General features: G+C 68.1%; 19 protein-coding genes. 9 read left to right on the forward strand and 10 right to left on the reverse strand.

Annotated elements, in window-relative coordinates; translation table 11 throughout:
- Positions 1-54: 54 nt before the first annotated feature.
- The 3 genes from IG65_RS34565 to IG65_RS0110470 form a co-directional block, all read right to left on the reverse strand.
- Positions 55-1,419: an FAD-dependent monooxygenase gene (locus IG65_RS34565; protein ID WP_036523965.1), complete on the reverse strand. Its 1,365-nt coding sequence runs from the start codon at positions 1,417-1,419 to the stop codon at positions 55-57.
- A gap of 74 nt (positions 1,420-1,493) precedes the next feature.
- A complete protein-coding gene (locus IG65_RS0110465; protein ID WP_197039815.1) occupies positions 1,494-2,339 on the reverse strand; it encodes an SAM-dependent methyltransferase in 846 nt (281 codons plus the stop codon).
- Between the two features lie 148 nt (positions 2,340-2,487).
- Positions 2,488-3,759, reverse strand: a complete 1,272-nt coding sequence (locus IG65_RS0110470) for an adenosylmethionine--8-amino-7-oxononanoate transaminase (protein WP_030514672.1) — start codon at positions 3,757-3,759, stop codon at positions 2,488-2,490.
- A 120-nt stretch (positions 3,760-3,879) separates the two neighbouring features.
- Here IG65_RS0110470 and IG65_RS0110475 point away from each other — a divergent pair, with 120 nt between their 5' ends.
- From IG65_RS0110475 to treY, 3 genes are all read left to right on the forward strand, one after another.
- A complete protein-coding gene (locus IG65_RS0110475) occupies positions 3,880-4,845 on the forward strand; it encodes a helix-turn-helix domain-containing GNAT family N-acetyltransferase (protein WP_036523968.1) in 966 nt (321 codons plus the stop codon).
- Positions 4,846-4,973: 128 nt separating this feature from the next.
- The gene (glgX, locus tag IG65_RS0110480) at positions 4,974-7,139 is read left to right on the forward strand and encodes a glycogen debranching protein GlgX (RefSeq protein WP_030514674.1); all 2,166 of its coding nucleotides are present in this window, start codon (positions 4,974-4,976) and stop codon (positions 7,137-7,139) included.
- Positions 7,136-9,562, forward strand: coding sequence for a malto-oligosyltrehalose synthase (treY, locus tag IG65_RS0110485; RefSeq protein WP_051755697.1), 2,427 nt, complete (start codon positions 7,136-7,138; stop codon positions 9,560-9,562). The genes glgX and treY overlap by 4 nt, the downstream gene beginning before the upstream one ends.
- 18 nt (positions 9,563-9,580) lie before the next feature.
- Here treY and IG65_RS36760 read toward each other — a convergent pair whose 3' ends face one another.
- A complete protein-coding gene (locus IG65_RS36760; protein ID WP_081879377.1) occupies positions 9,581-10,102 on the reverse strand; it encodes a transglycosylase SLT domain-containing protein in 522 nt (173 codons plus the stop codon).
- Between the two features lie 523 nt (positions 10,103-10,625).
- Complete coding sequence (locus tag IG65_RS34570) at positions 10,626-11,879, reverse strand: DUF2235 domain-containing protein (protein ID WP_081879378.1); 1,254 nt, start codon at positions 11,877-11,879, stop codon at positions 10,626-10,628.
- Positions 11,880-11,988: 109 nt separating this feature from the next.
- Here IG65_RS34570 and IG65_RS0110500 point away from each other — a divergent pair, with 109 nt between their 5' ends.
- On the forward strand, positions 11,989-12,420 hold the full coding sequence (locus IG65_RS0110500; protein ID WP_030514678.1) for a hypothetical protein: 432 nt from the start codon (positions 11,989-11,991) through the stop codon (positions 12,418-12,420).
- 10 nt (positions 12,421-12,430) lie between these two features.
- A complete protein-coding gene (gene dnaE / locus IG65_RS0110505) occupies positions 12,431-15,976 on the forward strand; it encodes a DNA polymerase III subunit alpha (RefSeq protein ID WP_030514679.1) in 3,546 nt (1,181 codons plus the stop codon).
- A 95-nt stretch (positions 15,977-16,071) separates the two neighbouring features.
- Here dnaE and IG65_RS0110510 read toward each other — a convergent pair whose 3' ends face one another.
- Complete coding sequence (locus IG65_RS0110510; RefSeq protein WP_030514680.1) at positions 16,072-16,305, reverse strand: hypothetical protein; 234 nt, start codon at positions 16,303-16,305, stop codon at positions 16,072-16,074.
- A 107-nt stretch (positions 16,306-16,412) separates the two neighbouring features.
- On the opposite strand from IG65_RS0110510, the gene IG65_RS0110515 reads away from it, so the two are divergent.
- Together IG65_RS0110515 and ilvA are read left to right on the forward strand one after the other, a co-directional pair.
- Positions 16,413-16,856 carry a nitroreductase family deazaflavin-dependent oxidoreductase gene (locus IG65_RS0110515; protein ID WP_030514681.1) on the forward strand — a complete coding sequence of 148 codons (444 nt, stop codon included), beginning with the start codon at positions 16,413-16,415 and terminating at the stop codon, positions 16,854-16,856.
- Between the two features lie 147 nt (positions 16,857-17,003).
- The gene (ilvA, locus tag IG65_RS0110520) at positions 17,004-18,359 is read left to right on the forward strand and encodes a threonine ammonia-lyase IlvA (protein ID WP_030514682.1); all 1,356 of its coding nucleotides are present in this window, start codon (positions 17,004-17,006) and stop codon (positions 18,357-18,359) included.
- A 64-nt stretch (positions 18,360-18,423) separates the two neighbouring features.
- On the opposite strand, the gene IG65_RS0110525 is transcribed toward ilvA, so the two are convergent.
- Positions 18,424-19,725 (reverse strand): serine hydrolase domain-containing protein, encoded by a 1,302-nt coding sequence (locus IG65_RS0110525; RefSeq protein WP_369801508.1) that lies wholly within the window; start codon positions 19,723-19,725, stop codon positions 18,424-18,426.
- A gap of 231 nt (positions 19,726-19,956) precedes the next feature.
- Between IG65_RS0110525 and IG65_RS0110530 the strand changes: the two genes are divergently transcribed.
- Positions 19,957-21,333, forward strand: coding sequence for an alpha/beta hydrolase family protein (locus IG65_RS0110530; RefSeq protein WP_369801509.1), 1,377 nt, complete (start codon positions 19,957-19,959; stop codon positions 21,331-21,333).
- 39 nt (positions 21,334-21,372) lie between these two features.
- Positions 21,373-21,990 (forward strand): class I SAM-dependent methyltransferase, encoded by a 618-nt coding sequence (locus tag IG65_RS0110535; protein ID WP_030514685.1) that lies wholly within the window; start codon positions 21,373-21,375, stop codon positions 21,988-21,990.
- A 64-nt stretch (positions 21,991-22,054) separates the two neighbouring features.
- Here the strand turns inward: IG65_RS0110535 and IG65_RS0110540 are convergent, their stop codons facing one another.
- From IG65_RS0110540 to IG65_RS0110550, 3 genes are all read right to left on the reverse strand, one after another.
- Complete coding sequence (locus tag IG65_RS0110540) at positions 22,055-22,468, reverse strand: VOC family protein (RefSeq protein WP_030514686.1); 414 nt, start codon at positions 22,466-22,468, stop codon at positions 22,055-22,057.
- 79 nt (positions 22,469-22,547) lie between these two features.
- Positions 22,548-23,417: an EamA family transporter RarD gene (rarD, locus tag IG65_RS0110545; RefSeq protein WP_030514687.1), complete on the reverse strand. Its 870-nt coding sequence runs from the start codon at positions 23,415-23,417 to the stop codon at positions 22,548-22,550.
- A 243-nt stretch (positions 23,418-23,660) separates the two neighbouring features.
- The gene (locus IG65_RS0110550; RefSeq protein ID WP_030514688.1) at positions 23,661-24,500 is read right to left on the reverse strand and encodes a PhzF family phenazine biosynthesis protein; all 840 of its coding nucleotides are present in this window, start codon (positions 24,498-24,500) and stop codon (positions 23,661-23,663) included.
- Positions 24,501-24,534: the final 34 nt, after the last annotated feature.

Below are 24,534 nucleotides of genomic sequence, written 5' to 3' on the forward strand. Positions count from 1 at the left end.
ACTTGAACGCCGTTCAGGACGATTGCGGCGGGGGCCTCGACCAAACCGCACAGGTCAGCGCGGCGGGTTCCAGTCGAGGGCCCGATCGAAGGCACGCAGCATGGCCCAGCCGGGCATCAGCCGCAGCGCGGTGTCGCGAGCCCGGACGGCGGGCGGCCACGACCATTGCGCGACCGTCCCGATCCGCCGCGAGCGATGAGCGAGCGCGCGGGTACGCGGGCGGCGCAGCGAGTCGTAGCCGCGCAATGCGTCCTCGACCTCGCGATCGTCGAGCAGCGCGGCCAGGGTGGCGGCATCCTCGAGGGCGAGATTGGCGCCCTGTCCCATATTCGGCGTCATCGCGTGCGCGGCGTCGCCGAGCAGCGCGACGGGACCGCGCACGAATGTCGGCAGGTCGGGAAGCTCGTAGATGTCGTGGCGCATCACCGATTCCGGCGACACCGCCGCCAGCAGCCGCGGCACCGGATCCGGCCACTCACCGAAACGCCTGTGCACTTCCGCGAATTCGCCGTCTGCCCCGCGCTCACCTTCGGCGGCGTTCACCGCGCCGAACATGTACACCCGGTGGTCGGACAGCGGGACGATGCCGAAAATCTCACCGCTGCCCCATATCTGGCCGCCCTGGCGAAGTTCGGGCCGCGGCGCGGTGACCATCCGCCAGGCGGTGTATCCGGCATAGCGGGGCGGACGGGCGTGCGGACAGACCGCGGCCCGCACGACACTGCGCAGACCGTCGGCCCCGATCACCAGATCCGCCGTTTCCACTCCCCCGGCATACAGAACCCGCGCTCCCCGCCCGCCACATTCGCTCGCCGCGCGCTCCGCGGGCACATCCCGCACCGGCTCCCGCGCGTCCGCGGCGGCATCCGGCATCCGTCCCCCATTGGACGCCCGGATATCTCCGGTGGTGCCACGCGCCTCCGCAGGCTCGTCTTCCGCGGCGTTGCGCCCGGGCACACGCGTTGCCGGCGCCAGGTCGCCGGTGCGGCCGCCGTTTCCCGACGCCGTTGTCTCCCAACTACCTTCGATGTCGATGCCGGTGACGGTGCGTCCCAGGCGCAGCCGGTCGTCTCCGAGTGCGGTGCGCAGAATGTCGAACAGGTCCGCGCGATGCACGGCCACCATCGGGCCGTACCGCTCGGCCATTTTCGCGGTGTCGGTGCGGGTCAGCCAGCGGCCGGAGCGGTCACGGATTCCGCCCTCGGTGTCGGCCATCGCGCGCGAGCGCACCTGCGCCCCCACTCCGATCGCGTCCAGGGCACGTAATCCGTTGGGCCACAGTGTCAATCCCGACCCCGCCTCGCCGATATCGGCGGCCCGTTCCCAGACCTCGACGTCGTGCCCGCCCCGATGCAGCGCGATCGCGGCGGCCATTCCGCCGATTCCCCCGCCGACGACGATCACTCGCAGTGCCCGCATTCCCCACTCCTCGGCTCCTAGGCGTCGGAGTCCAGCCAAACACACCGCGCCCACCACCGCAGGCCACGGCGGGGTCACCCGCCGATGCGCGCATATGCCATCCGGCACAGATCCACCGGTTGCAGCGCATCGGCGCGCTGCCACCAGCCTGCCGGTACGGCCGCCCGGTGACTGATGTGCTCGACCGTGGTGAATCCGTACCGATGCAGGACGTCGTCGAGGGTTTCCGGGGTGAAGGTGCTCAGCCACGGTTCGCCCTGGGCACTGGTGACGGGCTGGACGGATTCGGCGTAGGCGTGTCCGTTGCCGTCGCGCAGGGCCGGATCGAGCATGTACTCCATCACCAGTTCCGTGCCCGGGGCCAGACCGGAGAGGCCGGCCAGCGTGGTGCCGATCGCCTCGGCGGTGAGATACATGCTGACGCCGAGCCAGCTGATGACCGCGGGACGTGCAGGCTCGAATCCGGCATCGGACAAATGCCGCGGCAGATCGTCGCGTTCGAAATCGACGGGTACGAAAACCACCTCCCCGACCGGGCGGATATCGCCGATGGCGAGAATTTCCCTTTTCCACCGCTGGGTGCCGGGATGATCGACCTCGAATACCCGGATCCCCTCGGCCGCATCGCGATATCCGAAACTGTCGAGTCCCGCCCCGAGAACGACATATTGCGCCGCGGCCGATTCCGCGAGGCGCCGTTCGACCCAGTGGCTGCGCACCGTCGCCTGCGCCCGGACCGCGGCGAGCAGCGGATGGTCGCCGTGCTGCAGGTGGTAGCCGATGAGCTCCTCCGCATGCGGGCCGAGCAGGGCGGATGCCATAGTGTCGCGGAACAGATAGGGCTCGCTGTCGATCAGCAGGTGGGCCGCACGGGCCGCGGCCGCCATCATCGCCGTGCGACTGGGTTCGGTGCCGATCATCGAATTCCCTTTCACCGTCCGAAGGAGCCGGTGGATATCACCGCGCGAATGCCGATGATAGACAGGAATTTTCGTGCTCGCTGTCACCATATCACACGAAAATAAATTTCCGATATACGACGAACCGCGCGCCGGAAGGGAATTCGGCTCAACCGGCCGCGGCGATGGCGACCACACCGGCGGCGATGCGGGCGATATCGTCGGCACTGCTGATGAACGGCGGCATGGTGTAGACCAGATTGCGGAACGGCCGCAGCCACACGCCGGCCTCGACGGCGGCGCGGGTCGCGGCGACCATATCGATCGCGTGGTCGAGCTCCACCACCCCGATCGCGCCGAGCACACGCACGTCCACCACGCGCGGATCATCCTGTGCCGCAGCGAGTCCCGTTTTCAACCCCGCTTCGATCGCGGCGACCTCGCCCGCCCAATCCCGCGAGAGCAGCAGTTCCACCGAGGCGACCGCGACCGCGCAGGCCAGTGGATTGCCCATGAACGTGGGCCCGTGCATGAGCCCGCCGTGGGCCGCGCTGACGGTTTCGGCGATGCGGGTGGTGCACAAGGCGGCGGCCAGGGTCATATATCCGCCGGTGATGGCCTTGCCCACGCACATCACATCGGGCGCCACCCCGGCGGCCTCGGCGGCGAAAAGCGTTCCGGTGCGGCCGAATCCGGTGGCGATCTCGTCGAAGACCAGCAGCACGCCGTGCTCGTCGCACAGGCGGCGCAGCTCGTTCAGGTAGCGCGGATGATGGAAACGCATACCGCCCGCGCCCTGCACGACCGGTTCGACGATCACCGCCGCGGTCTCGTGCGCATGCGCGGCCAGCATCCGGTCGAGCTCCGCGACGTAGCCGGGATCGAAGTCGACCGGCGGTACGGGCGCGAAGATCTGCTCGGTCAGCACATCGGTCCACAGCGAATGCATGCCCCCCTCGGGATCGCACACGCTCATCGGGGTGAAAGTGTCGCCGTGATACCCACCGCGCCAGGTGAACAGCCGCCGTTTCTCCGGCTGTCCGAGCGCCCGCCAGTACTGCAGGCACATCTTGGCCGCGACCTCGACCGACACCGAACCGGAATCGCAGAGGAACACCTTGTCCAGACCGTCGGGAGTCAGCTCCACCAGCAGCTGGGACAGCCGCACGGCCGGTTCGTGGGTGAGTCCGCCGAACATGACGTGACTCATCCGCTGCGACTGCTCGAGCAGCGCGGCGTCGAGCACGGGGTGCCGGTAGCCGTGCACCGCCGCCCACCACGAACTCATACCGTCGACCAGTTCGCGGCCGTCGGCCAGGGTCAGGCGGGTGCCCGCGGCCGAGGCGACCACCAGCGGTTCGGTGCTCGCCGGGAAGCCGCCGTAGGGATGCCAGACGTGCGCGGCGTCGAGGGCGGTGATCTGGTCGGCTGTCAGGGCCACGCGGATCCCTTCACGAAATGGTCTTGAACGCCGTTCAAGTTATCACCGCGGCGAATCGGGTGTGCGTGGGGCCGCCGCGCGATATCTTTGACTCGGTCAAAGAACTGCGAAGGGAGGGCCGTGACGATCCCCGCACTCGATCACGACGACGTCGGCGCCGTGCGCGCGTTCAACCGCCGCTACACCCGGTTGATCGGCGTCCTCGAGGAACATCTGCTCGACAGCGACTTCTCGCTCACCGAGGCGCGAATCCTGTTCGAACTCGCGCACTCCGGACCGCTGGGCGTCCGCACGCTGCGCACCGACCTGGGCCTGGACCCCGGCTATCTGAGCCGGATCCTCGCCCGCTTCGAGAGCGCCGGGCTGGTGCGCCGGCACCGCTCCGACTCCGACGCTCGCCTGCAACTCGTCCAGCTCACCGACGCCGGGCGGGCCGCGGCCGACGATCTCGACCGCCGCTCCGCGCACGACATCGCCGCGCTGCTGGCCGGGCACAGCGCCACGGACCGGCGTCGCCTGCGCACCGCGATGCGCACGATCGAACAACTGCTCGACCCGGCCACCGCGGCGAGCCGCGCAGATTCACCCGCGGCGAACGGCGCGAGCGAGGTCCGCCTCCGACGTCCCCGTCCCGGCGACTACGGCTGGATCATCCAGCGCAATGCGGTGCTCTACGCCGCCGAATACGGCTGGGACACCGACTACGAGGCGCTGGTCGCGAAGATCGTGGCCGACTTCCTGGCCGGGCACGATCCGGAGAGCGAGCGGGCGTGGATCGCCGAGGCCGGCGGCGCGGCGGCCGGTGCGGTGTTCTGCGTGCGCGAGGACGACACCACCGCCCGGCTGCGGCTGCTGCTCGTGGAACCGTCGGCGCGCGGGCTCGGCGTCGGCACCGCACTGGTCGAGCAGTGCCTGCGGTTCGCGAGCGAGGCCGGATATCAGGACATGGTGCTGTGGACCAACGATGTGCTCACCGCGGCGCGGCGGATCTACCAGCGCGCCGGATTCGAGCTCGTCGATTCCCGGCCGCACCACAGTTTCGGCGCCGACCTGGTCGGCCAGACCTGGCGGCGCAGCCTGCGGTAACCGCGGTGCCGCGCAACCCGCGCGGACCGTCGGCCGCGGCCGGGCCATCGATAGCCACCGGATTACCGGCCCGGCCCGACCCGGCCCACCCGCACCGGCGGCTCCGGCGCGACGGTTACTGTCGGTATATGGTTCGGCCCGATACATCCGGTGAGATGACGCCTCTCGGCGTCTGGCCGGGTGCCGCCTATCCGCTGGGCGCGACCTACGACGGCGCCGGCACCAACTTCTCGGTGTTCTCCGAAGTTGCCGAGCGAGTCGAGCTGTGCCTGATCGATCGTGCGGGCGGTGAGCACCGCATCCCGCTCGACGAGGTCGACGGGTACGTCTGGCACGCCTATCTGCCCACCGTCGCCCCCGGGCAGCGCTACGGGTTCCGCGTGCACGGCCCCTACGATCCCGCCCGCGGTCTGCGCTGCGACAGCAGCAAACTACTGCTCGATCCCTACGGCAAGGCCTTCGCGGGCCGGTTCGCCGCCGACGCCACCCTGCACACCTACCGCGCGGATACTCTGGGACACACCATGACCGGCGTGGTGGTGAACCCGTACTTCGACTGGGCCGGTGACCGCGCACCGCGGCGGCCCTATCACGAAACGGTCATCTACGAAGCCCACGTCAAGGGTATGACGATGACGCATCGGGCGATTCCGCAGCGACTGCGCGGCACCTACGCGGGCATCGCCCATCCGGCGATCATCGACCATCTGCTGTCGCTGGGCGTCACCGCGATCGAACTGATGCCGGTCCACCAGTTCCTGCACGACCGGATCCTGCTCGACCGCGGACTGCGAAACTACTGGGGGTACAACAGTTTCGGTTATCTGGCACCACACCACGAATACGCCGCCGACCCGCGGGCCGGGGCCGCGGTCACCGAATTCAAGGCGATGGTCCGGGCACTGCACAGCGCGGGCATCGAGGTGATCCTCGACGTGGTCTACAACCACACCGGCGAGGGGAATCACCTGGGACCGACGATCGGCCTGCGCGGGATCGACAATGCGGCGTATTACCGTCTGGCCGAGGACGATCCGGCGCACTACATGGACTACACCGGCACCGGCAACAGCCTCAATGTGCGCCATCCGCACACCCTGCAGCTGATCATGGATTCGCTGCGGTACTGGATTCTCGAGATGCACGTCGACGGCTTCCGCTTCGATCTGGCGGCCACGCTGGCGCGCGAATTACACGATGTGGACCGGCTTTCCACCTTCTTCGATCTGGTGCAGCAGGACCCGGTGGTCAGTCAGGTCAAACTGATCGCCGAACCGTGGGATGTCGGCGAGGGCGGCTACCAGGTCGGGAACTTTCCGGGGCTGTGGACCGAGTGGAACGGCAAGTACCGCGATACCGTGCGCGACTACTGGCGCGGCCGACCGGCGACCCTGGGCGAATTCGCCTCCCGGTTCACGGGCAGTTCCGATCTGTACGAGGCCACCGGCCGCCGCCCCGGCGCGAGCATCAACTTCGTGACCGCCCACGACGGGTTCACGCTGCGAGATCTGGTGTCCTACAACGACAAACACAATCACGCCAACGGCGAGGACAATCGCGACGGCGAAGACTACAACCGGTCCTGGAACTGCGGGATCGAGGGTCCCACCGACGATCCGGAGGTCTGCGCACTGCGAGATCGCCAGAGCCGCAACATGATCGCCACCCTGGCGCTGTCGCAAGGCACACCCATGCTGCTGCACGGCGACGAGATCGGGCGCACCCAGCAGGGCAACAACAATGCCTACTGCCAGGATTCGCCACTGTCCTGGATGGATTGGGGCGCCGCGCAGAAATACGCCGACCTGCTGACGTTCACCCGCACCGCCTTCGCGCTGCGCCACGCCCATCCGGTGTTCCGGCGCCGGCGCTTCTTCGACGGACGTCCCGGCACCCCCGGCGAACTCCCCGGCGCCGTACCCGACGAACTCCCCAGCGCCGGCGATATCGCGTGGTTCACCCCCGGCGGCACGGAGATGACCACCGCCGACTGGAATACCGGCTTCGCCCGCTCCCTGGCGGTGTTCCTCAACGGCGAGGCGATCGCCGAACCGGGCCCGCGCGGGGAACGAGTGCGCGATGATTCCTTCCTGCTGTGTTTCAATGCCCACGACGCACCCCTCGAATTCGCCGTACCCGGACCGGAATTCGGCGCGCACTGGACGGTGGCGCTGGACTGCTCGACACCCACCGGGCGCACAGATGCCACCTACCCCGCAGCGGCCACGGTCGCCGTACCCGCTCGCTGCCTGCTCGTTCTCCGCCGTACCGAATCCACACCGATATCGAGATGACAGACACCCCTTCCCCTGAACACCGCACCGGCCCGATCGCCCGCCGGACCCCCGTGCGCAGCACGTACCGGCTACAGCTGCGCCCGGACGCCCTGACCTTCGCCGATGCCCGCGCGATCGCCGAATATCTGCAGCAGCTGGGTATTTCGCATCTGTACCTGTCCCCGGTGATGACCGCGATGCCGGGTTCCGCGCACGGCTATGACGTCACCGATCCGACCACCGTGTCGGCGGCACTGGGCGGGCCGGGCGGGCTGAAAGCGCTCGCCGATGAGGTCCGCGGCCGCGGCATGGGCCTGATCGTCGATCTGGTGCCCAATCACGTCGGCGTCGGCGATCCGCGGCGCAATCCGTGGTGGTGGGATGTGCTGCGCAACGGCAAGAATTCGAAATTCGCGCATTTCTTCGACATCGACTGGAGCCCGGGCAACGGCGCGGGCGGGCGGCTGGCGCTGCCCGTACTGCACAGCGAGAACGATCCGGCCGCGCTGACCGTCGACCGCTCGGGCCCCGAACCGGTCCTGGCCCTGCGTGATCTGCGTTTCCCGATCGCGCCCGGCACCGACGGGGAGAACGCGCTGCGCATCCATGACCGCCAGCACTATCGCCTCGTCAGCTGGAAGGCCGGGATCTGCAGCTATCGGCGATTCCTGGCGGTCTCGGAGCTGGCGGCGATCCGGCAGGAGGAGCCGGCGGTCTTCGACCTGACCCATCGCGAACTGGCCGCCTGGTGCGAACACGATCTCATCGACGGGGTGCGCGTCGACCATCCCGACGGATTGGCGTATCCGGCCGCCTATCTGGCGAAACTGCGCCGGCTGATCGGCCCGCAGCGGCTGCTGCTGGTGGAGAAGGTGCTCGGCCGCCACGAACCGCTCGACGCCACCCTGCCCGTCGACGGCACCACCGGATACGAAGCGCTCGCGGAGGTCGGCGGCATCTTCGTCGATCCAGCCGGAGAGAACGCGCTCACCGAGTTGTCGCGGCGGATGTCGGGACACGGCAGCGATGCCGCCTGGATGGCCGATACCGAACACCGCATCAAACGCGCGGTGGCCGAGCGCCTGCTCGTGCCCGAGGTCCGGCGACTGGTCGGCGCGGTGAAGCGCGACGCGGCGGTGAACGGATTCGATTCCGCCGCGATCAGCGATATGGCGCTGACCAACGCCACCATCGAGGTGCTGTCCCATATGCCGGTGTACCGCACCGACTACGCACCCCTGTCCGGGGTGCTCGGCACCGTGGTGGCCGAGGTGCAGCAGCGCAACCGGGAGCTGACCGCCCCGCTGTCGGTCCTGGTGCGGGCCCTGGCCGCCGGCGGAGAAGCGGCGCGGCGGATGCATCAGGTGGGCGGCGCGGTCGCGGCCAAGGCGGTCGACGACACCATGTTCTATCAGGCGTCACGTCTGGTGTCGCTGCAGGAGATGGGCGGTGACCCGGGCCGGTTCGGCCGTTCGGTGCTGGAATTCCATCTCGCCAATGCCGAACGCGCGGTGCGCCGCCCGGCCACCATGACGACGCTGTCGACGCACGACACCAAGCGTGGCGAAGATGTGCGCGCCCGCATCACCGTGCTGTCGCAGGTGGCCGACAGCTGGGCCAAGGCGGTGGGCGCCTGGCTGGAACTCGCGCCCGCGCCGGACGGGCCGACCGCGAACTTCCTGCTGCAGAACATGTTCGGTGCGTGGCCGGTCGACGGGCGGCGCCCCGCCACGGTGCCGCGGTTTCGCGAACGCCTGCACCTGTTCGCCGAGAAGGCGGTGCGCGAGGCCGGTCTGCGGTCCTCGTGGGAGGAACCCGACGTCGACTTCGAGGCCGAGGTGCATCGCTGGCTCGACACCGTGATCGACGGGCCGGTCGGTGCCGAACTCGGTGAGCTGGCGACCCGCCTCGCACCGCACGCGTGGTCGGATTCGCTGGGGCAGAAGCTGCTTCAGCTCTGCGGTCCCGGCATCCCCGATGTGTATCAGGGCTGCGAGCTGTGGGAGGACTCGCTGGTCGACCCGGACAACCGGCGGCCGGTCGATTTCGGGCATCGCCTGGCGATGTTGCAATCGCTCACGGGCACACCGGAATTGGAGAACTCCGGCGCGGCGAAAATGTGGATCGTCGCCTACGCCCTGTGGTTGCGGCGGGAGCGGCCCGACTGCTTCGTCGGCGGCTCCTACACACCGCTGTTCGGCAGCGGCGACCGCAGCGAGCACCTGGTGGGATACGCACGCGGCCGCAGCGGTGAGGCGCCGCAGGTGATCGTGGCCGCGACCCGCTACAGCGTGGCCCTGACCGAGGGCGGGTGGGCCGATACCGTCCTCGACCTGCCCTCGGGCACCTGGACCGACCGCCTCACCGGCCACACCTTCACCGGTCGCACCCGGCTGGAGAAGCTGTTCGCCCGCCTGCCGGTGGCGCTACTGGTGCGCTGAGGCCGGATCGAACCCGGATCAGTACGCCGAGAAGACGTGGTCGATCGAGCCGTAGCGGTGCGCGGCGTAGTTGCAGGCGGCGGCGATGTTGGCGACCGGGTCGTAGATGTCCCCCGAGGTGCCGTCGACGTGGTAGGCGGCGAAGGTGGGATCGATGACCTGCATCAGGCCCTTGGAGGGGATGCCGGCCGCGGCGTTGGAGTCGTAGAGGTTGATGGCACGCGGGTTGCCGCCCGACTCGCGCATGGCATTGCGGTAGATGCCGTCGTAGCTGCCCGGAATGCCGTGCTGCCCCATCACGAAGAGCGCGTGCTTGATCCAGCCGTCGAGGTTGTCGGAATAGGTCTGCGGGACCACCTGCTGCAGCGGCTGCGGCAGGGTCTGCAGGAATTGCTGAGCCTGGTCCTGCTGCGTCTGCGGCAATCCCTGCACCAACTGCTGCAGTTGCGGCGGCACAGCGGGGGCATCGGCGTGGGCCGCGACGGGCACGGTGACGACGGCGGCGAGGACGGCGAGGGGTAACAGTCTTCTGATCTGCATGGCGATATGAACTCCGGATGCGTCGAACGGTGGTGGGACCAACGCGACGATCTACAGAACAAAAGCCCGCTCGCCGCAGTGAAAACAGACCGTTTGTCTGCTTCTTGGCAAGTCACAGAATGATTGCGGCAAGTTAACGTAAACATAACGTCAAGTGAACAACAGATGTTATTACGCTGAGAAAAATCGGCTGGACCTGCAGTGATGTGTGCGACCGATCACACGCCCGGTTTATCTCGATCAGGTCACGCGCCCTCGGCGCATGCGGAACTCGGGTCGCCGCGCCCGCCTAAGGCGCTGAGACACAAGCGAACCCGGGCGCGCAGCGAGCGCGCCCGGGGACAGGTTCAGCCGACGGGCACAGCCCGGCAACCGGCAGCGCCACACGGCGAGCGAGACGCTGCCGATTCGCCGTCGACCACCCCGGCGGTTGCCGAAACCGGTCATTTCCGGCGCATCAGCAGGGCCGTAGCTCCGCACCGCGGCAAACGCACTCGGCGAAGGCCGTGAGGGGCGGCGCCGATCAGGCGGCGGTGCCGGCCACCGAGCCGCTACCCGCCGAGCGCTGTCCGCTCGCGACAGGTTCGCCTGCCGGGTGATCGTCGACGCTGTCGTCGCTCTCACCGACCGGCAGGGTGGGCAACGGTCCGTCCAGTTGCTCGGCCCAGCGGACGACGTTCGGTGGGCGGTAGGTCGCGCACGGCGCGGCGCAGTCGGCGAGGTAGACTCGTCGATCACCCGGGGCGAACAGACGGCGCCAGGAATCCGCGTAGAAGCGGGGGTTGCGCGGATGCAGCGCCCAGCCCACGCGATTGAGGACGCGGTAGAAGACGGTGAGCGAATCGTGCGCCCGCGGAGGCGAATCCGGCACCGCGACCGCCGACTCCGGCGCCGCGGCCGATGGCACTGGGGGCACGGCGGCAGGGCGGTTCAGGAGTTGTTCGATGCGCTCGTCGTCGAAGCTCAATCCCGCGGTCCGCGCCTGCTCCACCATCCACCGCAGCGTGATGTCGGAGAGCCGGCTGTCGGCGTAGCCACCGCCGATATCGGTGTGCACACCCTCGAACCAGACCTGCTGCACCCGGTCGGCGCCGCTCGGGCCGCCCTCGGGGTCGTCGGTGATCTCCCACAGGCACGGTGCGTACATCCGGCGGCGTTCGTCGATCGCGAGTGCCTGCCGCGCGTACCGCACATTTCGCGACAGCCGCACGTCGTGGAAGCGGTAGCGCCACGACGTCAGCAGCGGCACCCCGAGCGCGCCGACGGTGTCGAAGACGCCGAGGAAGGTGATCGGCACCGGATAGATGCAGTTGCGCTCACGGAATTCGATCCACTCCGGCCGATCCGGACCGTCGGGATCCACTTTGCGCTGACGGTAGATCTTCAACGCCTCGGGATAGGCGCGCTCGACCATCGCGTCGGCGGTGAGCAGCCCGAGCCGGTTGATCATCCCGACGAGACTGCGGGCGGTATAGGCGCCGCGACTGAAGCCGAAGACGTAGATCTCGTCCCCCGGTTCCCAGTTCAGTGCCAGCTGCCAGTACATCGTGGACAGGTTGGCGTCGAGGCCGAGCCCGAACGCGCCGCCGAGCAGTTTATCGGCCAGATAGCCGCGGGAACCGGGGCCGTCGACATAGAAAACCCGTTGTCCCACATGGTCGCCCGCGTCGGTGACGGCGCTCGACCGCACCGACTCGGCGATCTTCACAACATTGGAGACCGTCGGATTGCTCTCCGATCCCCACGTGCCGTCACAGCACACAACCAAACGCTTCATACCGGCAATCCTCCCGCCCCGTACCGTGCCGCTCGCGAGTAGCGAACTACTCGAATTATCCCGCCGGGCGCGTGATTACGTTAATGCTCGCCCGCATCGGAGGGCAGGAATGCGAGTAGCGGGCGCCTGGCCGTCCGCGATCCGCCGGCAACTACCTCAGACGGCGTTCGACGGCGAAGAGAACGACGGCAGCGAAGAGAATGGCGAAGAGAATGATGACGGCCGACCGCCCTCGTCTCGGTCGACCGTCATCGGCGAGACGGGGAGCGGCACGCTGACCGCCGACCGCCGTGACGCACCGATCTGCCCTTCCGGACCGTTCGTCTCTCGCAGCCGGGTTATCGCCATCGAGCCCGCGCGGCGTTACCGGTGCCAATCGAATCCGTTCCGGCTATCGCCCGCCCGCCGCGGTCGCGGCGGTGAGGTTCGCCACGGCGATGCCGGGGCATTCCCGGCGATTCCGGGAGACTCGCCCGACACGCCGAGCTTCGAATTGCACGCATGTAGTTCCCTGGCATCGGCTGTCGGTCCGGTCGACTAGGATTCCTCGCGTGGCCGACTCGGGATTCGTACATCTGCACAATCACACCGAGTACTCGATGCTCGATGGCGCCGCCAAGATCACGCCCCTGTTCAAGGAGGCGGAGCGGCTCGGGATGACCGCGGTCGGGATGACCGACCACGGCAACATGTACGGCGCCTCGGAGTTCTACAACTCGGCCAAGAAGCAGGGCATCAAGCCGATCATCGGCATCGAGGCGTACATCGCGCCCGAGTCCCGGTTCAACACCAAGCGCGTGCAGTGGGGTGACCCGAGCCAGAAGAGCGACGACGTCTCCGGCTCCGGCGCCTACACCCATATGACGATGGTCGCCGAGACCGCGACCGGTCTGCGGAACCTGTTCAAGCTGTCGAGTCTGGCCTCGATCGAGGGCCAGCTCGGCAAGTGGGCGCGCATGGACGCCGAGATCATCGCCCAGTACGCCGAGGGGATCATCGCCACCACCGGCTGCCCGTCGGGCGAGGTGCAGACCCGGCTGCGACTGGGGCACGAGCGCGAGGCGCTGGAGGCCGCGGCCAAGTGGCAGGAGATCTTCGGCAAGGACAACTTCTTCCTCGAGCTGATGGACCACGGGCTGTCCATCGAGCGCCGGGTGCGCGAGGGCCTGATCGACATCGGCAAGAAGCTGGGCATTCCGCCGCTGGCCACCAACGACTGCCACTACGTGCACGAATCCGACTCCACGAATCACGAAGCGCTGCTGTGCATTCAGACCGGTAAGACGCTGTCGGACCCGACCCGCTTCAAATTCGACGGCAGCGGCTACTACCTGAAGTCGGCCGCGGAGATGCGCGAGATCTGGGACGGCGAGGTCCCAGGAGCGTGCGACAACACCGTGCTGATCGGCGAGCGCGTGCAGTCCTACGAGGATGTGTGGACCCACCGCGACCGGATGCCGAAATTCCCGGTGCCCGAGGGTGAGACCGAGGCCTCGTGGCTGCGCAAGGAGGTCGCGCGCGGCCTGGAGTACCGCTTCCCCGACGGTGTCCCGCAGAAGTACCTCGATCAGGCCGAGTACGAGATCGACGTGATCCTGAAGATGGGCTTCCCGGCCTACTTCCTCGTCGTCGGCGACCTGATCAACCACGCCCGCGAGGTCGGGATCCGGGTCGGGCCGGGCCGTGGTTCGGCCGCCGGTTCGCTGGTCGCCTACGCACTGAAGATCACCAATATCGACCCGCTGCCGCACGGTCTGCTGTTCGAGCGGTTCCTCAATCCCGAGCGCGTCTCGATGCCCGATATCGATATCGACTTCGACGATCGCCGCCGCGGTGAGATGGTCCGCTACGCCACCGAGAAGTGGGGCAGCGACCGGGTCGCCCAGGTCATCACCTTCGGCACCATCAAAACCAAGGCGGCGCTGAAGGATTCGGCCCGTGTCCTGTTCGGCCAGCCCGGCTTCGCGATCGCCGATCAGATCACCAAGGCGCTGCCGCCGCCGATCATGGCCAAGGACATCTCGGTGTCGGGTATCACCGACCCCGAGCACGAGCGGTACAAAGAGGCCGCCGAGGTCCGCACCCTCATCGAATCCAATCCCGATATCGCCAAGATCTACGACACGGCGAAGGGTCTGGAAGGCCTGATCCGCAACGCCGGCGTGCACGCCTGCGCGGTGATCATGTCCTCGGAGCCGCTGACCGACGCGATCCCGGTGTGGAAGCGAGCCCAGGACGGCGCCATCATCACCGGCTGGGACTATCCGTCGTGTGAGGCCATCGGCCTGCTGAAGATGGACTTCCTCGGCCTGCGCAACCTCACCGTGCTCGGTGACGCGATCGACAACGCCAAGGCCAACCGCGGCGTCGACGTCGACCTGGACGCCTTGCCGCTGGACGATCCGAAAACGTTCGAACTGCTCGCCCGCGGTGACACGCTGGGTGTGTTCCAGCTCGACGGTGGGCCCATGCGCGATCTGCTGCGACGCATGCAGCCCACCGCCTTCGAGGACATCGTGGCCGTCGGCGCGCTGTATCGCCCCGGCCCGATGGGCATGAACGCGCACAACGACTACGCCGACCGCAAGAACGGGCGCCAAGAGGTCAAGCCGATCCACCCCGAGCTCGAGGAACCGCTCAAGGACATCCTCGGCGAAACCTACGGTCTGATCGTCTACCAAGAGCAGATCATGCACGTCGCCCAGAAAGTGGCCGGCTACTCGCTCGGACGAGCCGATATCCTGCGCCGCGCCATGGGTAAGAAGAAGGCCGAGGTGCTGGCCGCGGAGTTCGAGGGCTTCGAGGCAGGCATGTTGGAGAACGGCTACTCCAAGGCCGCGATCAAGGCGCTGTGGGACACCATCCTCCCGTTCGCCGGTTACGCGTTCAACAAATCGCATGCCGCCGCCTACGGCCTGGTCTCCTACTGGACCGCCTACTTCAAGGCCAACTATCCGGCCGAATACATGGCCGCCCTGCTCACCAGCGTCGGCGACGACAAGGACAAGGCCGCGGTCTACCTGTCGGACTGCCGCCGCCTCGGCATCACGGTGCTGCCGCCCGATGTCAACGAGTCGGAACAGAACTTCGCGCCGGTCGGCACCGATATCCGTTTCGGCCTGGGCGCGGTGCGCAACGTCGGCACCAACGTGGTCTCTTCGATCATCGCCGCACGCACCGAGAAGTCGAAGTTCACCGACTTCTCGGACTACCTGAACAAGATCGACACCATCGCCTGCACCAAGAAGGTCACCGAATCCCTCATCAAGGCAGGCGCTTTCGACTCCCTCGGACATCCGCGCAAGGGCCTGCTGCTGGTGCATTCCGATGCCATCGACGCGGTGATGGCCACCAAGAAGGCCGAGGCGATCGGGCAGTTCGACCTGTTCGGCGGGCTCGACGACGCCGACGATTCGATTTCCTCGGTCTTCGACGTCAAGGTGCCCGACGAGGAGTGGGAGGCCAAGCACAAGCTGGCCCTGGAACGAGAGATGCTGGGGCTCTACGTGTCCGGCCATCCGCTCAACGGGGTCGAGCATGTCCTCGCGGCGCAGGCGGACACGCCGATTCCGGCGATTCTGCAGGGTGATGTCAAGGACGGCGCCCAGGTGACCATCGGCGGCATCCTCGCCTCGGTGACCCGGCGCGTCAACAAGAACGGAATGCCCTGGGCCTCGGCACAATTGGAGGACCTCACCGGTGGTATCGAGGTGCTGTTCTTCCCGCAGGCCTATTCGGTGTACGGGATGGACATCGCCGAGGACGCCGTCGTGCTCGTGAAGGCGCGCGTCTCGGTGCGCGACGACCGGATCTCGCTGATCGCCAACGATCTGGTGGTGCCGGATCTGTCGTCGATCGGTATGGAGAAGCCGCTGTCGGTGACGATCCCGACCCGGCTGTGCACCCCCGACAAGGTGAGCGCGCTCAAGCGGGTCCTGTCCAGCCACCCCGGCACCGCCGATGTGCACATCCGCCACGTCGGATCACGCGAGAAGACCACGATGCTCAAGGTCGCCGACAACCTGCGGGTCTCCCCGTCCTCGGCACTGATGGGTGATCTGAAAGCGCTGCTCGGCCCGGGCTGCCTGGCGAGCTGAGGCACACCGGGGCGCCACGCCGGACTCCTCTATGGTCCGTGCGTAGGCGGCTGGCGCACGTGGATTCGGCTACCGTGCGCCGGGTGGTGTCGCCGTCAGGCGGTGCTACCTCGATGGGCAACGGCTCCCACGATCCATCGCAGCGCCGCTGCGCCGGCGGCGACAAGGACGGCGAGCTCTGCGGAACCGGTGATAAGGCCCAGAATCAGCGCGAGCAGCGCGCCCAGCGCGACGGACTCGAGTTTGTACACCGGCCACGGCACACCCGCGATCCGCACCGTATGCGTGGCACGGCGGACCGGGCGAACGATGGGGCTGACCGCTGTCATGTCGTCAGGCTACACGTATCCGGAATTTCGGTCCACCGAACATTTGCGGCGATCCGGTCACGAAGGACGTGGGGAACACATCCGCGGCCGTCGATGTTGTGCCGGGAATGCCACTCACCGGAGATTACGCACCCAGCACATCCGACTGGGCCCGCGAGCAGGCCGAGAAGTACGAGGCTTCCAACGGGTCCGAAGCGAATACCCTGCTCGACCGCGGGATGCCGATCATCCTGGTCACCAGCATCGGCGCCAAGACCGGCAAGCTGCGCAAGACCCCGCTCATGCGGGTCGAGCACAACGGCGAGTACGCGGCGGTGGCCTCACTGGGCGGCGCCCCGAAGCATCCTGTCTGGTACTACAACCTCAAGGCCAACCCCACCGTCGAACTGCGCGACGGCGATGTGGTGAAGGACTACACCGCACGCGAGGTGACCGGCGAGGAGAAGGCAGTCTGGTGGGAGCGCGCCGTCGCGGCCTACCCGGACTATGCCGACTACCAGAAGAAGACCGCCCGCGAGATCCCGGTCTTCGTCCTGACCCCGAAGTCCTGATTCACCCGGATCACGACGGTCACCGGTCCACGACGATCACCGCTGCGACGCCCGGCCTACGGTCCGGGCGTCGCCGGTTTCCGGGCGTTCCGGACCGCTACGGAAACTGCCGCGCGCCGGACCGAGCGCGACCGATAGCATGTTCGGGTGTCTGAACCGCTGGATGTCGTAGAGAAAGTATCCGCTCCGCTGCCCGAACTGAGCGCGGACGAGATCGACGCGGCCGCCAAGCGAATTTCCGACATCGTCGAGCCGACGCCGCTACAGCGAATCGAGCGGTTGTCGGCGGCCACCGGCGCGAACGTCTACCTCAAGCGCGAGGACCTCACCGCGGTCCGCTCCTACAAGCTGCGCGGCGCCTACAACCTGATCGTTCAGCTCGATGCGGGCGAACGCGCGGCCGGAGTCGTCACCGCCAGCGCCGGCAATCACGCCCAGGGGGTCGCCTTCGCCTGCCGTGCGATGGGGATCCAGGGCCGCATCTACGTACCGACCACCACACCCAAGCAGAAGCGCGACCGCATCCTCGCCCACGGCGGCGATTTCGTGGAATTGATCGCCGTCGGCGACACCTTCGACGCGGCGGCCGCGGCGGCCGCCGACGACGTCGCCCGCACCGGCGCCACCATGGTCCCGCCGTTCGACGACGCCCGCACCGCGGCCGGGCAGGGCACCGTGGCGGTGGAGATCCTCGAACAGCTGCCCAGCGCTCCCGATCTGGTGATCATCCCCGTCGGCGGCGGCGGGTGCCTGGCCGGCATCGGCACCTATCTGCGCGACCGCTCGCCGGCCACCGCCATCCTCGGCGTCGAGCCGGCCGGTGCCGCCTCGATGACGGCCGCCCTCGTCGCGGGCGGTCCGGTCACGCTGCCGCAGATCGATCCGTTCGTCGACGGCGCGGCCGTGCGGCGGGTGGGCGACCTGCCCTATGCCACGGTCTCGAAATTCGGCGGGCGCGTGGTGTCGCATGCGTCGCTGCCGCTGCTCATCGGTACCGAATCCCCCAGGGGCGCGGGCTCTTTCCGAATGATGCAGGTCGACGAGGGCGCCATCTGCACCGCCATGCTCGAGCTGTACCAGAACGAGGGTGTGATCGCCGAACCGGCGGGTGCGCTGGCGGTGGCGGCGTTGGCGGAGATCGATATCGAGCCGGGGTCGACGGTGGTGTGCCTGCTGTCGGGCGGCAACAACGACATCTCGCGCTACGGCGAGATCATCGAACGGTCACTGGTGCACCGGGGCCTCAAACACTATTTCCTGGTGAACTTCCCGCAGGAACCCGGCGCGCTGCGCCGGTTCCTCGACGAGGTGCTCGGCCCCGACGACGACATCACCCTCTTCGAATACGTCAAGCGCAACAACCGGGAGACCGGGGCCGCACTCGTCGGCATCGAACTGGGCGCGCCGTCCGGCCTGGACGCACTGCTGGCGCGCATGGAGGCCTCGCCGATCCAATGCCAGCAGCTGGATCCCGACTCCCCCACCTACCAGTACCTCACCTGATCTCTACGAACGAACTGCCCTGTGCCGCGAGATGTTCTGCGGCACAGGGCAGTTCGGCGTCCGATCAGGCAGCGCGGCGCTGCGACGAACGACGGCCGTCGCGCATGGCCCGCGCGCCGCGAATCACCAGCGGCAGCACCCAGGCCGCGGCCAGCTGATCCCACACGAACGACTGGGGCGTGAACCGGTTGTGCACGAAGCCGACGGACAGGCCCAGCCGCGGTTCGGCCCAGCCGAAGGATCCGGCCAGGCCGATATGGCCGAATCCGGAGGAGGCCCCCGGAATCGGGAACGTGTGATAGCCCAGATGCCACATCATCGGGAAGTAGAACAGGGCGTGATCGAGCCGGCGCGTCTGCACGCGCCGGATATGACGCATGGTCTGCGCCGACAGATACCGGCGACCGGCGATCATGCCGTCGTCGGCGAGCACGCCGTAGACCGAGGCCAGTGCGCCCGCGGTGAACACGCCGTTGCCGGCGGGCATTTCGGTCGCGAGGATCGACGGCTCGTCACCGTCGAAGAGGGCATGCACGCCCGGCAGGAACAGCGCACGAATCGCGGCGCCGGGCGGACCCGGAAAACGCCCGGCCTGCCCGAGGAGCAGGGCACCCAGTGCGGTGCCGGCCACCGCCAGCCGGGAACCGGCGAGCGCGGCGACCGTGGTGGTCGAGTCCGGCGCCGGGCGCCCGAGATGCAGGCCGTCGATGCCCAGCGGCTCGGAGACTTCGGTGCGGAACAGCTCGCGCATACTCGTATCGGTGACCGCGCGGGCCAGTCCCGCCAGCAGCCATCCATAGGTGAGGGCGTGGTAGGCCGGCACCCCCAGCAACCGGTCCGGCGCGGCGGCGGCCAGCCGGTGTTCCATGAGTTCGTGGTCGAGCACCTCGTCCAGTCCGCCGGCGACACCCGGCAGCGAGGACAGTCCTGCGCAGTGAGTGAGCAACTGCGCCACCGTGATTCGCGACTTTCCGGCCGCGCCGAATTCCGGCCAGTATTCGGCCACCGGCGCCGCGTAGTCGATCAGGCCGCGGTCGGCCAGGCGGTGGATCACAGTGGAGGCGATGCCCTTGGTCGCGGAGAACGCGACGCTACCCGTATCGCGGGTCCAGGGCGTGGTGAGATCGGAGTAGCCGGTCCAGACATCGACCACCGGCTCACCGTGCCGAAGCACGGTCAGACCGCCTCCGGCTCCGGCACGGCCCCCGACAATACGCGCGAAATTGCGCACCAAGGGTTCGAACTCGACCGCGGCCGAGCCACGCACACCTGCGGGCAGAGCCGCAGAACCTGCGGGTAAAGCGTCGTTGCTCACATACCCTACGGTACGGGCGTACCGTTGTGCGGGCAACGACGTTGTCCGCACAGTGACACCCCCGAGACCGGTTCGAGCCGGACCGCACACGGCGCCGACCCTGTCCGTGATCTTCGGACCACATGCCCACCCAGTGTCGTGACCTGCCGAAACACCTCTACACCCGCTGCGGTGTGTCATGGTTGAGACATGCGATCGTTGCGGTCAACGAGGTCCGAATTGCCGGAATCCCGCGGCTGGGCGGGAACACCGCCGAGATCGCGGCGGCATCGGGATCTGATCGTGGCAGTGGCCACGCTGCTCGCCGTGGCCCTGGTGGCCGCCTGCTCGAGTTCCGACAAGGTGACCGCGACGCCGCGCCCGGCCCCCGTCATCGGTGACTGGAACGGCGTCCTGCCGCTGCCGAACCAGCAGCTGCCGATCGGGGTGACCTTCACCGAAGACGGTGGGAGCGTGACGGTTCCGGCGCAGGGCATCTTCGATCTGCCGCTCGAACAGGTCGATACCAACCCGGACGCGATCGCCTTCACGATCCCCGGATTGCCGGGCGATCCGCATTTCACCGGCCGCTACGACCGCCGCGCCGATACCGTCACCGGAACCTTCACCCAGTCCGATCACGATCTGGCACTGACCATGCATCGGGGGACGGTGCCGGCTCCGCTGCGCCCGCAGGAGCCGCACCCGCCGTGGCCGTACCTCTCCGAGGACGTGACCTATCGCAGCGACGGCATCACCATCGCCGGGACGCTCACCCGGCCGCGCGGGCCGGGACCGTTCCCGGCGGTCGTCCTGGTGACCGGCAGCGGCCCCCAGGATCGCAACGAGGAGATCGCCGGGCACAAACCGTTCCTGCTGCTCGCCGATACCCTCACGCGCGCCGGATACGCCGTCCTGCGCACCGACGACCGAGGCGTGGGCGGCACCGGCGGCCAACTCGACACCTGCAGCTACACCGACCTGACCGACGACATCATGGCCGGGCTGGGCTATCTGCGCAGCCGTCCCGATATCGACGGCAACCACATCGGCCTGCTCGGCCACAGCGAGGGCGGCTATCTCGCGCCGCTGGCCGCCACCCGCCCCGACAGCCGGCTCGCCTTCGTGATCATGATGGCCGGACCGGCCGTCTCCGGCTCGGATGTGCTGCTCGCGCAGAACGACCTGCTGCTGCGCAGCGAGCACGCCGACGCCGACGCCATCCGCAAGCAGGTCGGCTACATCACCACCCTGACCACGTTGATCCGCGCCGGCGACGACGAACAGATCCGCCGCTTCGCCACCGAGCACAACGACTCCCTGCCACCGGAGCAGCGGCAGCCGCAATCGGCGATCGATCAGCTGACCACCCCGTATTTCCAGGCCCTGGTCGACTACGACCCGGCGCCGGCCCTGCAGGCACTGCGTATTCCGGTGCTGGCCTTCTACGGAACCAAGGACATGCAGGTTCCGGCCGCCCAGAGCGCCCCGGCCGCGCGGGCGGATCTGGCGGGCAACCCGAATGCCGACGTCCACGTATTCGACGGCCTCAACCATCTGATGCAGCCGGCCGATACCGGCAGCCCGAAGGAATACCCGACCATCGAAACCACCATCGCACCCGAGGTGCTGAGCTACATCACCACATGGCTCGGCAAATACGTCACCCCCGTGCCCTGACGGGTAGCGGCGCGCAGGGCGACTTGACACAGTGAGAGGGTGGGAATTTACAGCGAGCGGGTGCTGCCGCGGTTGACGGATCGGGTCTGTGGAGTGCCGGCCAACGATCGGCTGCGCCGACGGGTGTGCGCGGGGTTGCGGGGCCGGGTGGTGGAGATCGGATTCGGCTCGGGTCGCAACGTGCCGTTCTACCCCGCCGGGGTGAGTCGCGTCAGCGCCGTGGAGCCGGCGGATCTGGGGTGGCGACTGGCGGCGGCGCGGGTCGCGGACTCGCCGGTGCCGGTGGAGCGGGCGGGCCTGGACGGGCAGTCGTTGCCGTTCGCGGACAACAGTTTCGACAGCGCGCTGTCGACGTGGACGCTGTGCACGATTCCCGATATCGCCGTCGCGCTGCGGGAGGTGCGGCGAGTTCTGCTGCCCGGCGGCACATTTCATTTCGTCGAGCACGGGCTGGCACCGGATGCGAACGTGCGTGCCTGGCAGCATCGGCTCGATCCGGTTCAGCAGGTGATCGCCGGTGGATGCCACCTCAATCGCGATATCCGCGGATTACTGGACGAGGCCGGATTCGAGATCACCGAAATGGATCGGTTCTACGATTCTCCGGCACCGAAAACCTTCGCCGCACTGTCGCTGGGTATCGCGGTTTCGCCCTGACAACGGGGGAATTCGATCGAGGAAAAGACCGGCGGCCGAAGCGAATTCGGCCGCCGGTCGCACACTATCGGTGTTCGCCGGTCGCCGCGGGCCATCCGCCGTACGGCACGGTCAGCAACTCCATGTAGTGACCGCTGGGGTCGAGGAAATAGATACCGCGACCGCCGTCGTTGTGGTTGATCTCGCCTTCCCGGCTCTGCCGCGGATCGGCCCAGAACCTCAGGCCCCGATCCCGGATCTTCGCGTAGGCCGCGTCGAATTCGGATTCGGACACCAGCAGGGCGTAATGCTGCGGCTGAATCTCGGTGATATGCGGCGGGACCGGAGCGAAATCGAAGGTGACACCGTTGTGCACGGTGACCGGAATGAACGGCCCCCAGGGCGTTCCCACGCTCAGTCCCAGAATATCGGCCCAGAACTGCGCCGATTCCCGATTGTCACGACAGCCGACAATGGTGTGGTTGAACTGGATGGACAGGATTTCTCCTCTGATAGTGACGATCCCGACCCCGGACCGGTACTCGTCGGCCTACGGGAGCATCGCCACGAATCCGACATTAACCCAGCGCGTCCCGCCGTGCCAAGCGCCGGGATCGGTGCAGCGCGTCGGCGGTGAATACCGCCAGAGCCGTCCAGATCAGCCCGAATCCGATCCAGCGCGAGGCCGGCATCGGCTCGTGCCCCACCAGCACACCCCACGCCAATTGCAGTGCGGGAGTGAGATATTGCAGAATTCCCATGGTCGACAGCGGCACCCGCGAGGCGGCGAAGGCGAACAGCAACAGCGGAATCAGTGTCACCGGGCCGGTGGCGACCATCAGGGCGGTGTGGCCGGCGCCGTGCCCGAACTCGGCGTCCCCGCGCACCCCCAGCGCGATGACGACCGCCAGCGCGAACGGCGCGGACACCACACCCTCGGCGGCGACGCTGCGCATCGGGTCGAGCCGGATCACCTTCTTCACCAGACCGTAGGTGGCGAAGGAACAGGCCAGCACGAGCGCGATCACCGGTGGCTTGCCGTAGTCGACGGTCAACACCACCACCGCCGCGCCGCCGAGCCCGAGCGCCACCCACTGCGGCCACACCAGCCGCTCCCGGAACAGCACCACCGCGAACAGGACCGTGACCAGCGGGTTGATGAAGTAGCCGAGCGCGCATTCCACCACGTGCCCCGACGTCACGCCGTAGACGTAGGTCCCCCAGTTGATCGAGATCGCCGTCGCGGCCACCGCCGCCAGCCGCCAGGTCCGGCCGTCGATCGCTCCCAGTTCGCGCAACCGCCCGGCCGCCAGCAGCAACACCAGCACCACGACCAGGGTCCACAGAATCCGCTGCGCCAGGATCTCCACCGGCCCCGCGAAACCGAGCAATCCGAAGAAGGCGGGGAACATGCCCCAGATCAGATACGCCCCCGCGCCGACCGCCACACCGCCACCGGCCGGAGAGCGCCCCCACCGTCCTCGGCCCCCGGCGGCACCTCCCGCGCCGGTCGCCTCCTCCACGTCGTTCACCGATCCACGCACCCGCACCAGCCGCACGCTACTTCCATCCGGTAATGCCTGTCGAGCCGGTTTCGGACCACGCGCTCATTCGTCGGCACGGCCGCGGACCGCCGCGGTCACAGGCGCCCGACGATCGCCGGCCCGATCCGGCGCCGGGAGCGGATTCGTTCAGGGCGAGGTCGGCAGGATTTCCGTCTGCGGCAGGCGGACCACCCCGTCGAGGTAGCGGCGGCAGCGGCCGGTGAGCAGCACGCGCGAGCCGCTGACCGTGCAGCGCAGGCGGCCGGTGCGGGCGGAGAGCTGGCGGGCCGACAGATCGCCGCGGCCCAGATCGCGGGCCCACAGCGGTGCCAGCTGGGCGTGCGCGGAGCCGGTGACCGGGTCCTCGTCGACACCGACGCCGGGGGCGAAGAAGCGGGAAACGAAATCCGTGCGGTCGCCGGGTGCGGTGAGGATCACCCCGCGGCGCAGCACCGGGAAGGCGGCGAAATTCGGGCGGGCACGAATCACTTCCGCTTCGGTGGCGACCACGACCACCTCGTCCTGTCCGGTCAGCACGCGCAGCGGCCGCACCCCGAGGGCCGCGATCAGATCCGGGTCCGGGACGGTGTCCACGGATTCCACGAGCGGCAGATCGAGTTCGAGCTCGTCGCCACTGCGGCTCACCCCGAGCCAGCCACTGCGGGTGTAGAAGTACAACTGGTCGGCGGTGGGATGCATATCGTCGAAGATCTGCGCCGCGGTGGCGAGGGTGGCGTGCCCGCACAGGTCGACCTCGGTGGCCGGAGTGAACCAGCGCAGCCAGAAGGCCGGGCCGTCACCGGGCGGCAATCCGGCCTCCACCGGCAGCGCCGAGGTGTAGAAGGCCGTTTCCGACAGCCGGTTCTCCTCGGCCAGTCGCTGCAGCAGCTCGTCGGGCAACCAGCCGAGCAGCGGCATCACCGCGGCCGGATTACCCGTGAAGGGCGCATCCGCGAACGCATCGATCTGATGCAGCAGGACCTCCATACTGCCGAAGGTACCCGCGTTGCGAATCGATGCG

The organism is Nocardia sp. NRRL WC-3656, from assembly GCF_000720265.1.
GTDB classification, from domain to species: Bacteria; Actinomycetota; Actinomycetes; order Mycobacteriales; family Mycobacteriaceae; genus Nocardia; species Nocardia nova.